Annotated in this window: 12 protein-coding genes and 1 tRNA gene; 9 read left to right on the forward strand and 4 right to left on the reverse strand. The window is 54.6% G+C overall.

Annotation, left to right across the window (positions count from 1 at the left end; translation table 11 throughout):
• Positions 1-155 precede the first annotated feature (155 nt).
• From ACFQW4_RS13970 to ACFQW4_RS13990, 5 genes are all read left to right on the forward strand, one after another.
• Entirely contained in the window at positions 156-983 is an 828-nt protein-coding gene (locus ACFQW4_RS13970; RefSeq protein ID WP_377725842.1) for a MetQ/NlpA family ABC transporter substrate-binding protein, read from the forward strand.
• Between the two features lie 12 nt (positions 984-995).
• Complete coding sequence (locus ACFQW4_RS13975) at positions 996-2,126, forward strand: methionine ABC transporter ATP-binding protein (protein WP_377725844.1); 1,131 nt, start codon at positions 996-998, stop codon at positions 2,124-2,126.
• Complete coding sequence (locus tag ACFQW4_RS13980) at positions 2,107-2,763, forward strand: methionine ABC transporter permease (RefSeq protein WP_192233454.1); 657 nt, start codon at positions 2,107-2,109, stop codon at positions 2,761-2,763. The genes ACFQW4_RS13975 and ACFQW4_RS13980 overlap by 20 nt, the downstream gene beginning before the upstream one ends.
• A 97-nt stretch (positions 2,764-2,860) precedes the next feature.
• A complete protein-coding gene (locus tag ACFQW4_RS13985; RefSeq protein ID WP_377725845.1) occupies positions 2,861-4,060 on the forward strand; it encodes a M20 family metallopeptidase in 1,200 nt (399 codons plus the stop codon).
• A gap of 11 nt (positions 4,061-4,071) precedes the next feature.
• On the forward strand, positions 4,072-5,376 hold the full coding sequence (locus tag ACFQW4_RS13990) for an NtaA/DmoA family FMN-dependent monooxygenase (protein ID WP_309834084.1): 1,305 nt from the start codon (positions 4,072-4,074) through the stop codon (positions 5,374-5,376).
• Between the two features lie 64 nt (positions 5,377-5,440).
• On the opposite strand, the gene ACFQW4_RS13995 is transcribed toward ACFQW4_RS13990, so the two are convergent.
• The 4 genes from ACFQW4_RS13995 to ACFQW4_RS14010 form a co-directional block, all read right to left on the reverse strand.
• A complete protein-coding gene (locus ACFQW4_RS13995) occupies positions 5,441-6,463 on the reverse strand; it encodes a type II toxin-antitoxin system HipA family toxin (protein WP_377725846.1) in 1,023 nt (340 codons plus the stop codon).
• A complete protein-coding gene (locus ACFQW4_RS14000; protein ID WP_110866690.1) occupies positions 6,460-6,771 on the reverse strand; it encodes a HipA N-terminal domain-containing protein in 312 nt (103 codons plus the stop codon). The genes ACFQW4_RS13995 and ACFQW4_RS14000 overlap by 4 nt, the downstream gene beginning before the upstream one ends.
• A complete protein-coding gene (locus tag ACFQW4_RS14005) occupies positions 6,756-7,088 on the reverse strand; it encodes a helix-turn-helix transcriptional regulator (protein WP_110866699.1) in 333 nt (110 codons plus the stop codon). Before ACFQW4_RS14005 ends, ACFQW4_RS14000 begins: the two co-directional genes overlap by 16 nt.
• A gap of 244 nt (positions 7,089-7,332) precedes the next feature.
• A tRNA-Asn gene (locus ACFQW4_RS14010) sits at positions 7,333-7,408 on the reverse strand.
• A 507-nt stretch (positions 7,409-7,915) separates the two neighbouring features.
• Between ACFQW4_RS14010 and ACFQW4_RS14015 the strand changes: the two genes are divergently transcribed.
• The 4 genes from ACFQW4_RS14015 to nac all read left to right on the forward strand — a co-directional run bounded on the left by ACFQW4_RS14015 (position 7,916) and on the right by nac (position 12,889).
• Positions 7,916-8,839 carry a sugar ABC transporter substrate-binding protein gene (locus tag ACFQW4_RS14015; RefSeq protein WP_110866691.1) on the forward strand — a complete coding sequence of 308 codons (924 nt, stop codon included), beginning with the start codon at positions 7,916-7,918 and terminating at the stop codon, positions 8,837-8,839.
• 33 nt (positions 8,840-8,872) lie between these two features.
• Entirely contained in the window at positions 8,873-10,357 is a 1,485-nt protein-coding gene (locus tag ACFQW4_RS14020; protein WP_101763420.1) for a sugar ABC transporter ATP-binding protein, read from the forward strand.
• 14 nt (positions 10,358-10,371) lie between these two features.
• Positions 10,372-11,403, forward strand: a complete 1,032-nt coding sequence (locus ACFQW4_RS14025; RefSeq protein ID WP_101763421.1) for an ABC transporter permease — start codon at positions 10,372-10,374, stop codon at positions 11,401-11,403.
• A 568-nt stretch (positions 11,404-11,971) separates the two neighbouring features.
• A complete protein-coding gene (gene nac, locus ACFQW4_RS14030; protein WP_101763422.1) occupies positions 11,972-12,889 on the forward strand; it encodes a nitrogen assimilation transcriptional regulator NAC in 918 nt (305 codons plus the stop codon).
• Positions 12,890-13,147 lie beyond the last annotated feature (258 nt).

Consider the following 13,147-nt stretch of genomic DNA (forward strand, 5'->3'; position numbering starts at 1 on the left):
TGGCGATGCGAGCGGCGCCGCGGCTTTATGCTTTTCAGGAATAGCATTCCTGAATAAATCATAATGCAGGAATAAGCAACTGCGTATACTGCGGTCATCTGTCGTTACGACAGCTAATTTTGACTCGCGCAATTATAACGATTGGGAAGCACTTTATGCACACACGTCTGTCACCAGTAAAAAATAAATTCCTGTTAACGGCTGGCGCCTTGCTGCTGGCCAGCGCGGCGCTGTCGCCGCTGTCCATCGCGCACGCGGCGGACAAAACCTCGGTAAAAGTCGGCATTATGAGCGGCGAAGATGAAGACGTCTGGCGCGAAGTGATCAAACAGGCGGCGGCGAAAGGCTTAACGGTGAAAACCGTCATTTTCAACGATTACAACCAGCCGAACGAAGCGCTGCAAAACGGCGAAGTGGATGCCAACGCCTTCCAGCATCAGCCGTTCCTCAATAACCAAATCAAGGTCAATCACTACGACATCGTACGCGTCGGCGATACCGCCGTGTGGCCGATTGGTCTCTACTCGAAGAAAGTGAAAAGCGCCAAAGCGCTGAAAGAGGGCGCGGTGATTGGCGTGCCAAACGATCCCTCTAACGAAGCGCGCGGTCTGGTGCTACTTGAGCAACAAGGCCTGATCAAACTGAAGCCGGGCGTCGGCATCGCGGCCACCACCGCCGATATCACCGCCAATCCGCATCATCTGAAAATCAAAGAGCTGGATTCCGGCATCATCGGCCGCTCCGTTCCTGATCTGGATGCCGCCGTCGTCAACACCGATTGGGCGCTGAAAAGTGGCCTGACCGCCGAAGATCGCATTGCGCAGGAGCCGGTAAAAGATAACCCGTACAACAACTTTATTGCGGTGAAGAAAGAGAACGTCAGCGCGCCGTGGGTGAAAACGCTGGTGGCTTCTTATCAGAACGATGCCGTGAAGACCGTGTTTGACAAGGTCTACAAAGGCACGGGCGAAACGGCCTGGTAAGGAACGATAAAGATGACGTTATTCTCAGCAGCCGAAACGCCATTTACCGCCGTGAAACGCGGCGTGGCGGAAAGTGCCCATGACGAGGCGCAGGTGAAGTTTCGCGACAGCGGCAGCGTGGTGCGCCTGCAAGGTGTGTCACGTCGTTTTGGACAAACCCAGGCGCTGCGCGACATCTCGTTGACGGTGCAGAAAGGCGAAATCCTTGGCCTGATCGGACGCAGCGGCGCGGGGAAATCCACGCTGATCCGCTGTCTCAACGGGCTGGAACAACCTGATGAAGGCGTCATTGAAATCGAAGGCCGTAACATCACCGGCCTGTCAGAAAAACAGCTGCAAACGGTGCGCAGCCGCGTTGGCATGGTGTTCCAGCACTTCAATCTGTTATCAGCAAAAACGGTGGCGCAGAACGTCGCGCTGCCGCTGAAAATCGCCGGCATGGAAAAAGCGCAACGCCAGCAGCGCGTGGCGGAACTGCTGGCGCTGGTGGGATTGGCGGACAAAGCGCAAAGCTATCCGGCAGCGTTATCCGGCGGCCAAAAACAGCGGGTTGGCATTGCCCGCGCGCTGGCGGCCAGCCCGGCGCTGCTGCTGTGCGACGAAGCCACCTCGGCGCTCGATCCGGAAACCACGCGCTCGATTCTGGCGCTGCTCAAATCCCTGAATCAAAAACTCGGCATCACCATTTTGCTGATTACTCATGAGATGGAAGTGATCAAATCCGTGGCGCATCGCGTGGCGGTGATTGATGCCGGTGAAATCATTGAGCAAGGTCCGGTTTGGCAGGTGTTTGCGCATCCGCAATCGGCCCTGACGCGCACGCTGCTGCGCGGTTTGCTGCCGCAGCTGCCGGAAAATATTGCTGCGCGCCTTAGCGATGACAAGCAAGGCGATGCCATCTACAGCGTGCACTTTGCCGGTGACGATGCGCAGGGCGATCTGCTCACCCGCTTTGCCAGCGCGCTGCCGGGCAAGTTCCGCCTGCTGCAGGGCGGCATCGATCACATCCAGCACTACGCGGTGGTGCGTTTCTTTATTGCGCTCCCGGCGGCCAACGCGGCCGACGAGCAATATATTCTCAGCTGGCTGCACGCGCAGCAGGCGCAAGTGGAGTTAGTGGGTTATGTCGCCAGTCATGATTGATCTTTTACTCAATGCGTTAGGCGAAACGGTTTTAATGACGGTGATTTCCGGCCTGTTTTCGCTGGTGGCGGGCTTGCCGCTCGGCCTGATTCTGGTGATGACCAGCCCCGGCGGCATCGCCGAACATCGCGGCGTGAATCGCGTGCTGGGCCTGATCATCAACAGCTTCCGCTCGCTGCCGTTCATCATTCTGCTGGTAGCGCTGATTCCCTTTACCCGTTTTCTGGTCGGCACCTCGCTCGGCACCTGGGCCGCGATTGTGCCGCTGTCGATCACCGCAACGCCGTACTTCGCGCGCGTGGCCGAAGTGTCTCTGCGTGATGTCGATCGCGGCCTGATTGATGCGGTGCGCGCCATGGGCGCCAGCAAGCTGCGTATCGTCTGGGACGTGCTGATCCCGGAAGCGCTGCCCGGCATCTTGTCGGGGTTTGTGGTTACGCTGGTGGCGCTAATTGGTGCTTCGGCCATGGCCGGCGCGATTGGCGCAGGCGGACTGGGCGATCTGGCGATCCGTTATGGCTATCAGCGCTTTGAAACCTCAGTGATGATCGCGGTGATCGCGGTGCTGATTGTGCTGGTGTGCGGCATTCAGTGGCTCGGCGACCGGTTAGTGCAGCGTATTGATAAGCGCCATTGATTATCACTGATGCGCGATAAATCGCGCCGCTACGAATACGTGCATCTACGGTAGCGGCGCAATCTATTGCGCATTGTTTTGCCAAAGGAGAATGCTCATGTCGCTGAATCCACTTCAGCTCACGCTCGAAAACAGCCTCGAACAACACAGCGCCGCTTATCTCAAGGTATCGCAGGCGATATTCCAAAATCCCGAAACCGGCAACAACGAATATTTTGCCAGCGAGCAACTCACGCAACTACTCAGCGCTGAGGGCTTTGCGGTCACGCGCAACGTCGCCGGACATGAAACGGCGTTCTACGCGGTAAAGGCCAGCGACAAACCGGGCCCCACCATCGCTTTTCTCGCGGAATATGACGCGCTGATCGGCATCGGTCACGCCTGCGGTCATAACCTGATTGGCACCACCAGCGTGGCGGCGGCCATCACGCTATCGCAGGTGCTGGATCAAACCGGTGGACGCGTGGTGGTGTTAGGCACGCCCGCGGAAGAGGGCGGATTAGCCGGACCGGGCGGACCCAAAGGCAACGTGAAAAAGCGCTTTGTCGAAGCCGGCTACCTCAAAGATGTCGACGTGGCGCTGATGGTGCATCCTTCGGGCAAAACCCGCCTGACTGAATCCACGCTCGCCAATAATCATCTCTATTTCCACTTCTACGGCAAGCCGTCGCACGCCGCCAGCGCGCCCCATGAAGGGATCAACGCACTGGATGCGCTGGTGCTGCTCTACAACGGCATCAGCGTGTTGCGTCAGCAACTGCCGGATGGCGTGCGCGTGCACGGCATTATCACCAACGGCGGCCAGGCCCCGAACGTGATCCCGGAATACGCGTCGGCGCATTACTACATCCGCGCGGACAGCCGCGAAGTGGTGGAATCCCTTGAGCCGCGTCTGCGTGCCATTGCTGAAGGCGTGGCGCTGGCGACCGGCGCGCGCGTCGAGATTGACCATCAGATTGGCCCGCGCGATTTCAAACTCAACTCAGCGCTGGATGCCTTGCTGCTGGAAGAGTTCACCGCGGCAGGCGAACAGGTTGATCTCTCGCCGCAGAAAAACAAAGTCTCCACCGATGCTGGCGACATCAGCCACGCGGTGCCGACGGCGCATCCGTGGCTGAAAATCGGCCCCGACGATCTGATTTTCCATACCGTGCCCTTCCGTGAAGCGGCCAACTCAGCGCGCGGCTATCAGGCGCTGCTGATTGGCGCGCGCGTGCTGGCACGCACCGGCTTACGTCTGCTGACCGATGCGGACGCCTTAAACAACGTCAAAGCGGATTTCGCGCGACAACCATAAAGGAGAGTGTTGTGTCGCAAACCTATCGCAGAAAACTGAAAACGCTGGTCGGCGCCAGCAGTGTGATTTCCGCCGCCAATGACAGCCAGCCCGGCGTGGGCATCACGCGCGCCATCGAACTGGCGAAAATTGCCGAGCGCGAAAAGATCACCGGGCTGTTTACCGCCGATTTGCTGCAGGCCGATGCGGCCGGATTAGCCGGCACCACCGGCACGCAAGATCCGCTGATTGCGCTGGCGGCATTGAGCCAGGTGACATCGCACATCGGTTTAATCGCTACCGTCAGCACCAGCTGGCTGCATCCGTATAATCTGGCGCGTCAGGTCGGCACGCTCGATCACATCAGCGGCGGTCGCGCGGGCTGGAACGCGGTAACGTCATCGGTAGGTGAGGAGAACTTCGGTGAAAGCCAGCTGCCGCCACCGCAGGAGCGCTACGCGCGCGCCACTGAATTTATTGAAGTGATGAACGCGCTGTATGACGCCAACGAACGCGCGGCAGTGCAGCGCACCGCCAGCGGCGGCATTCGTCTCGACCACAGTAAACTGCATCCGATTCACTATCGCGGCGACTATTTCCAGGTGGCGGGACCGCTTAACGTACCGCCGCCGCCACAGCGCCGTCCGGTGCAGTTCCAGGCGGGCCAATCCGACGCGGGCGTCACGCTCGGCGCACGCTATGCCGAGGTGATTTACACCTCGCAGCCCACGTTTGATGCGGCGCAAACCTTCGTGGCTGATGTGCAGCAGCGGGCGCGACGTTTTGGCCGCGAACATAATCCGCCGCTGATCATGAACTCGTTCCACGCCATCATTGGCGACAGCGACGCCGATGTGGCGCGCCGTCTGCGCGATAAGCATGAACGCATCAACTATGAACAGGGCAGATTACGCGTGGCCGATATGCTGGGCGGCGAGGTGGATTTGCGCGATGTGCCGCTCGACCAACCGCTGCCCGCCGCGTTAATTCCCGAACTGGCGCAGGTGCATCGTCGTCAGGGGCGCGCCGCCATTTTCCGTGGCTATGCGTTGGAAGGATTAACCTTGCGCGAGCTGATCATCAAAGCCGAAGAGACCGGCCACTGGTTTGTAGCCGGTACGCCAGAAACCCTGGCCGATGCCATCGAACAGCGCTACCGCGCCGGCGTGCTGGATGTGATTTCGCTGCATGGACTCGGCCAGCCCGATCAGCAGGATTTGCTGCTTAACGGCCTGCTGCCAGAACTGCGTCGCCGCCAGCTGATCGATAACGATTATGTCGGCAATGATTTCCGCAGCAGTCTGGAGCTGGCTCCGCTGCCAAACGCTATCGATTAACCCAAACCAGGTGCGCGCTTATGCGCATCTGGTTGGCGGTCGCCATACGAAGCGCCATTTCAAGTTAAAGCTCAGTCACTGCAAGCAAGGTTATCCGCCGCGCAACATAGTCGAGGACAGTTTTTCGCTGCGCTTCTGGCATATGACTTTCAGTGTAGGTATCAATAATCAGCTGATGGTTACTGATAATTTCGCTTAGCCATTTTTTGGCCAAAGCGGGATGAATATCCATACCTTGCGCGAGCAGAATAAAATCCGCTCCCAGATATTCCCCGTAAATGGAGTTAATTCCCGGAGCGCTCTCCGCATCATTTTCTTCTCGCTCCAGAAGCGGCAACGCTAAATATTCTTTAAACGCCGTAGGGTAGGGAACGACGCTGATAAAGTCATAGACTGGGGCCAAATAAGGCGCTCCTTTTTCAGGAAGGATGATGCCGATATTGCGCAGATGAAAATCATTATTGCCTAATACATAGGCATAGATGATGCGTAAAAAGAGATCTCGCTTACTCTTTAAGCTGCTACTTACCGAATGATTGAGAAATTTAGCGGCTTTCTCGTAACTCGTGGCCTTTTTATTGTCTACATAGCCATATTTATCGCCGAGGCCCATCGCGCCATCTAACTGCTCCTGATGCAATCTGCCTTTATCAGTCCCTATCCGGTCATATCTCTTGATGACAAAAGCGAGTTCATCTGGCCGGTTATCATCATGCTTAAACTGCATAAGTCCAAAGGATGGAACGTCAAATTTCAGGCGTTGCATCAGACACATCGTTGCATGCTCATTTTCTGCCAGGTGCGGGTACTCCTCTGGTGAGGGTTTTAGAATATAGGTACCGTCGTTGCTGACCACATGCAACTCTCCTGCTTCCAGGCGGAGAGAGAGCTTGGGTTGATAGCCTGAAATGCTCATCCCTTTCTGGCGCTCAGGGAGTTCCTGAATAAACTGGCTACGGGTGAACGGCAAGCTCAGGGACACTTGCAAACTACCCAGTAAATGTTTAATGCCTTGTGTCGAATAGCCCGTATTCAACTCGGATTCTTTCAGCAGGTTTAAATTTATCAGGCAGCGTTCTGGGTTCATTGAGTTATCTCTTTAAGTACGACGGCACCAAGCAAGTCGTCACCATTCTGCATCAGTAAACCGAACAGATCTTTGTCGTCAATTTTCTGAATTTCAGAATATCGTTTACGCAACCATCCTTCTGGTGCTAATCCCTTGAAGAATGGATGAAGCTCTTCACTAAAGTAAGGCTCCGACCTCACTGGCATGCTAAGAGATATTGCTGGCCCGCGATAATTGGGCTGATAGCAGAAAGCAAAACCTCTTTCTACTTCACTCAATGTTCCTACAGGATGGTGGTATAGCCACACCGCTATTTTTCGAGCCATACTTTTATTCCGAGCTCTTTAAGCAATGCATGGAGATTAATTGCCTTTGCCGATGATGGTTTGGCAATCATTCGTTTAAACGTCGAGATTGAAACGCCAATTTGCAAAGCCATCTCTTCATAAGTGATATTTTGTTGCTTGAGTTCACGCGTCATGATCTGCGGCAAAAGCGAAAATTCCAGAGCGTTGAGAGCGCGTATGTCGTTCGGAGCACATTGAGTTGAAGATTGAATGTTCAACGCCCACTCTTCCAACACGCACTGTCGATCTGATTCAGAGAGCTTGTTAAGTTCAGATTTGATGTCATCCAGGTTCATTTTTGACACTGCTGCGCCTTTGCTAGCCTGCATTTTACGATATGACTCAACTATAAAGCCTTAAGGTTCATTTTTGAACCTATTAACTATTTTATCGCCAAATCCATGCAGTGACGTTAGAGATGAGATTGAAAAGTGTCATTAATGACACTTGATAAAGCTGCGGAATTGAGTGAGCGGAGATTTGGATATATACAGGAAAGCAAAAAGCCCGCTTAGTTTCCTAAGCGGGCTTCTCTAAATTTGGCTCCTCTGACTGGACTCGAACCAGTGACATACGGATTAACAGTCCGCCGTTCTACCGACTGAACTACAGAGGAATCGTGTGAACGAGGCGCATATTAGCGATGCCGATCCCCGTTGTCAAAGCCCGACTGCACACTTTTGGTTTAAGTGCGCGTAAAAGCAGCGGAATGCTGCTTTTCTGCCTTGAATGATCAGATTCTAAACTGCCAGCAAGATCTCACTTTAAACGCAATTCCTTTGAGATGTTAGATGCATGTCAAAGTTTTGTTATTTGCCGATTTTAAAACAATCATTTCAGTGCTTTTATGATGAAAGTTTCAAATGCAAGTTAGATGAAATAAATGAACTGCTAATCATCACCGGCGAAATGAGTTGTGTCATCTGAAACGGCATTTCGAAAATAACTGGCTGATTAGTAGCGGGTTACACTGAAAAGATGCAGTAAACCGATAGCGTTAGACCAGAAGCCTTACCTCTACAACCACAAAAAAAACGCCAGCGACGTTGGGTGAATGTAAAAGATATTTTTCATTCGCGGTCTCAGCCAACCTGAGCATGTTAACGAATAAGAAGGGTTACCCATGAAATTCAAAAAAGCGTTATTAACTTCCCTGTTAGTTTGCATGTTACCTGCCGCCGTGATGGCAAAAGATCTTCAGGTAGGCGTTTCTATGGCGCTGTTTGATGACAACTTCCTCACTATTCTGCGCAACGCAATGCAGAAAGAGATGCAAAAAGACAACATCAAAGGCCAGGTTGAAGACGCCAAAGGCGACGTGGCACAGCAGCTGCAGCAGGTGCAGAACTTCATTGGTCAGGGCGTTGACGCCATCATCGTTAACCCCGTGGATACCAACGCGGTGAAACCGCTGGTGGATGCCGCAGCGAAAGCCGGCGTGCCGCTGGTGTTCGTCAACCGTAAACCGGCAGGCGAGTTGAAAGACAAAATGGCGTTTGTCGGTTCGGATTCTGAACTGGCGGGCCGTCTGCAGATGGAAGCGCTGGCTAAAAAGATGAACGGCAAAGGCAACGTAGCGATTCTGCTGGGTGACCTGGCTAACGAATCCACCCGTGAACGCACCAAAGGTGTGGAAGCGGTGGTCGCCAAATATCCGGGCATTAAAGTCGTGCAGAAACAGACGGCTAAATTCACCCGTAATGATGCGGTGGACGTGGTGAGTAACTGGCTGACCGCGGGCGATGACATTCAAGCGATTGCCTCTAACAACGATGAAATGGCAATCGGTGCGCTGCAGGCGCTGGGTAAAAACCCGAATCACATCCTGGTAGCGGGTGTGGATGGGACGCCGGACGCGCTGCAGATGATCAAGAACGACAAAATGGTCGCCACGGTCTTCCAGGATGCGAAAGGTCAGGGTGAAGGCGCGGTACAAACAGCGGTCAAGCTGATTAACGGCGAGAAAGTGCAGAAAGTGGTCGATATCCCGTTCCAGCTGATTACCAAAGATAACTACGAAAAATTCGCCAGTCAGAATCAGAAATAAACCGTAACCGACTTAGCCGTACGGAGGTGATGTATGACCGCTTTTGCGCTTGAAGCCGAAGGCATCAGCAAGTTCTTCCCCGGAGTGAAGGCACTCGACAATGTCTCACTGCGTATTAAACCGGGGTCGGTACATGCCCTGATGGGTGAAAATGGCGCGGGCAAATCCACTTTAATGAAATGCCTTATCGGGATGTATCGTCCCGATAAGGGCACCATTCGCATTAAAGGGGAGCCGGTGCAGTTTCAGGACACCATGGATGCGCTGCGTTCCGGCATCTCCATGATTCACCAGGAACTCAATCTGGTGCCTTACATGACCGTGGCCGAGAATATCTGGCTCGGCCGCGAACCGATGAAGTACGGCTTTGTTGACCACGGCAAGCTGAACAAACAGACGCAGGAACTGCTGAACAAACTCAATATCCGTTTGAAAGCCGATCGTCTGGTCGGCGAGTTGAGTATTGCGTCGCAGCAGATGGTGGAAATCGCGAAAGCGGTGTCATGGAATTCGGACATCGTGATTATGGATGAACCGACCTCGGCACTGACGGAAACCGAAGTGGCGCACCTGTTCACCATCATCCGCGACCTGCGTGAGCAGGGCAAAGCCATCATCTATATCAGCCATAAGATGGATGAGATTTTCACCATTACCGATGAGATCAGTATTTTCCGTGATGGATCCTGGGTTGGCAGCAACAGCACCAGCGAATACACGCGTCAGTCACTGATTACGCAAATGGTGGGCCGTGAATTAACTCAGCTGTTCCCGAAATTCAACGGTGAAATCGGTGGGGATGTGCTGACGGTGCGCAATCTCACCTGCAAAGATCGCTTCACCGACATCAACTTCACGGTGCGCAAAGGCGAAATCCTCGGCGTAGCGGGATTGGTGGGTGCCGGACGCAGCGAAGTGATGGAAAGCCTGTTCGGCATGGAGAGTTTCGACAGCGGTGAAATCCTGATTGATGGCGTGCCGGTCAAGATCGATTCGCCGTCAACGGCGATTGAGAAGGGCATGGCGTTCCTGACCGAAGACCGTAAAAAGTCGGGGCTGTTCCTGGTGTTGTCGGTGATGGAGAACATGAGCATCGTCAACATGCCGGATTACACCCATAAAAGCGGTTTTGTCAGCCACATCAAAATGGCGCAGGACTGCATGGATCAGATTCGCAAGCTGAACATTAAAACCCCCACCATGGATCAGATCATCAATAACCTCAGCGGCGGTAACCAGCAGAAGGTGCTGATTGCCCGCTGGCTGCTGGCGCAACCGAAGATCCTGATTCTCGACGAACCCACGCGCGGTATCGACGTGGGGGCAAAAGCAGAGATTTATCGCTTAATCAGTGAACTGGCGAATCGCGGCGTGGCCATCATCATGGTGTCGTCCGAACTGCCAGAAATTCTCGGCATGAGCGACCGCGTGATGGTTATGCACGGCGGACGTATAACCGGCATCCTCGATAAAGAAGAGGCCAATCAGGAATCCATTTTGTCGTTGGCATCCGAGTGAGGCGTGAGACACCTATGAGTAACGTAAAAATTACGGCCCCGCAGGCCGCAGAACAGAGTTCTTTCTTTGGCAACCTGCGTCACAAGCTGCCAAAAGACACCGGGATTTTTGTCGTGATGGTGGGCATTGCCCTGATTTTTGAAATTGCCGGTTGGTACGTACGTGACCAATCTTTCCTGATGAACACCAACCGCCTGGTGCTGATTATTCTGCAGGTGGCGATCATCGGCATCATCGCGGTGGGCGTGACCCAGGTCATCATCACCACCGGTATTGACCTGTCATCCGGTTCGGTTATTGCCCTCACCGCGGTGGTGGCGGCCAGTCTGGCGCAAACCTCAGACAGCCTGTCGCCGATGTATCCCTCGCTGGTGAACCTGCCTGCGGTGATTCCCATCGTCGCCGGGATTGGCGTAGGGCTGCTGTGCGGCGTAATGAACGGCGTGCTGATCACCAAAACCGGTATTCCTCCGTTCATCGCCACGCTTGGCATGATGGTGTCGGCACGCGGTCTGGCGCAGTACTACACGCAGGGTAACCCGATTAGCTTCCTGTCAGATGGCTTCACCTCCATCGGCCAGGGCGCGATGCCGGTAATCATCTTCCTGGTGGTGGCGTTCCTGTTCCACATCGCACTGAAACACACCCGCTACGGCAAATATGTCTACGCGATTGGCGGCAACATGACCTCCGCCAAAGTGTCCGGTATCAACGTTAATAAGTACCTGATCATCGTCTATACCATTGCCGGTGCGCTCTCTGGCCTGGCGGGTGTGGTGCTGGCGGCGCGTGTCAGTAGCGGCCAGTCCAGCATGGGGATGGCGTACGAACTGGATGCCATTGCCGCTGCGGTTATCGGCGGCAGCAGCCTGATGGGCGGCGTGGGCCGCATCACTGGTACGCTGATTGGTGCAGTGATCCTTGGCCTGATCAAGAGCGGCTTCACCTTTGTCGGTGTCGATGCCTACGTGCAGGACATCATCAAAGGCATCATCATCGTCGCAGCGGTTTCTATTGATATGCATCGCAACCGTAAAAAAAGATAATACGCTTCATACTTCACGCTGTAGCGGCGTTGGCTGCGAAAATTACCCCCGGTCACATAGTGAACTATGCTCCCGGGGCGGAATTTTCTTGCCGCCTTGCTACAGCGCGAATTATTTTGCGTAGTGACATTGTGCACGGTCGGTTCCCTCTCCCGCGCGCGGGAGAGGGTTAGGGTGAGGGACAACGCGCACCGCCCGCCACATAAGTTTTCCAACTGGCTAACCTCCTTCTTTCCCGCTCCTTTTGTTCCATTCCCGCCGTTTCTGTTCACTTTCTGTGTTTTCTGCACCAAACCAGCTCATCCGGTCATCACTTTTTTGCACGCCTGACTCGCATTTTCTGCCCCACGGCGGTGCATGTTGTTCAACGCTTACGCAAATCACGTCATCGCCCACGCTTATTAACTCCTTCGAGGTAATCACAAACGCTTATTTTCCGTGCCGTTAGGAAAATCCGGCAACGCAATTTTGCATCGCGAACAAACCTGGCCTGCATATTGCAACTTCATTCCCACAAGCCAGCAGGCTGAAACACCCAACTGGGTATTCGGGGATTGACGGAGGCAACATGAATTTAAGACGACTCAAATATTTTGTAAAAATCGTCGATATCGGCAGCCTGACTCAGGCAGCAGAAGTGCTGCACATCGCGCAGCCTGCGCTTAGCCAGCAGGTGGCGACGCTGGAAAATGAACTCGATCAGCAATTGCTGATCCGCACCAAGCGCGGCGTGACGCCCACTGAAGCCGGAAAAATTCTGTATGCCCACGCTCGCACCATTCTGCGCCAGTGTGAACAGGCGCAAACGGCGGTGATCAACGCCGGCCAGGCACTGAACGGCCAGGTTTCGATTGGTTTAGCGCCGGGCACCGCTGCATCTTCGCTCACCATGCCGCTGCTGCACACGGTGCGTGAGCAGTTCCCGGATGTGCTGGTGTATCTGCATGAAAACAGCGGCACCTCGCTCAATGAAAAAGTGATGAACGGCCAGCTGGATATGGCGGTGCTGTACGACCGCGCGCCAACGGCGGGCATCAACAGCATTCCCTTAATGAAAGAAGAGCTCTATCTGGTGGGCGCAACGGCGTGCCCGGGTGCGACGGTCGATCTGGCCGATGTGGCGCAGATGAGCCTGTTCCTGCCACGTGATTACAGCGCGGTGCGTAAACGTGTCGATGAAGCGTTCTCGCTGCGCCGTCTGAGCGCGCGCATTATTGGCGAAATCGAATCCATTTCGACGCTGACTGCGGCGGTGTCCAGCGGTATGGGCGTGACGGTGCTGCCAGAATCTGCAGCGCGGGCGCTGGTGAGTTCAACCCATGCGTGGATGGCGCGCATTAACAGCCCGTCACTCAATCTGCCGCTGTCGCTGAACATCTCGGCGCGTCTGCCGCTGTCGCCATCGGCGCAGGCCGTCAAGAATATTCTGCTGTCGCTGCTGAATAAGCCAGCGGTGGAGGACCGTGAATTGATGCTGGTGGGGTGAGTTAAGCGCACTTTTTCCCTCACCCTAACCCTCTCCCATCAATGGGAGAGGGGACCGATCCAGCGCATATTTAGCCACAATGATCACCTTACCAACCAACCGCTCGATCAGCTCCCTCGCCCGCTTGCGGGTGTACAGTCCGGGGACATGGTGAACACTTGTTCGGGGACATGGTAGACACTTACAACTAAGGCATAAGAACCCGTTTATGGAGTCGCTTATGTCCTGGGATGCGAGAGATACCATGTCATTACGTAA

The sequence above is a fragment of the Pantoea sp. GCM10028869 genome (genome assembly GCF_042666835.1).
In the GTDB taxonomy this organism is placed as follows: domain Bacteria; phylum Pseudomonadota; class Gammaproteobacteria; order Enterobacterales; family Enterobacteriaceae; genus Pantoea; species Pantoea leporis.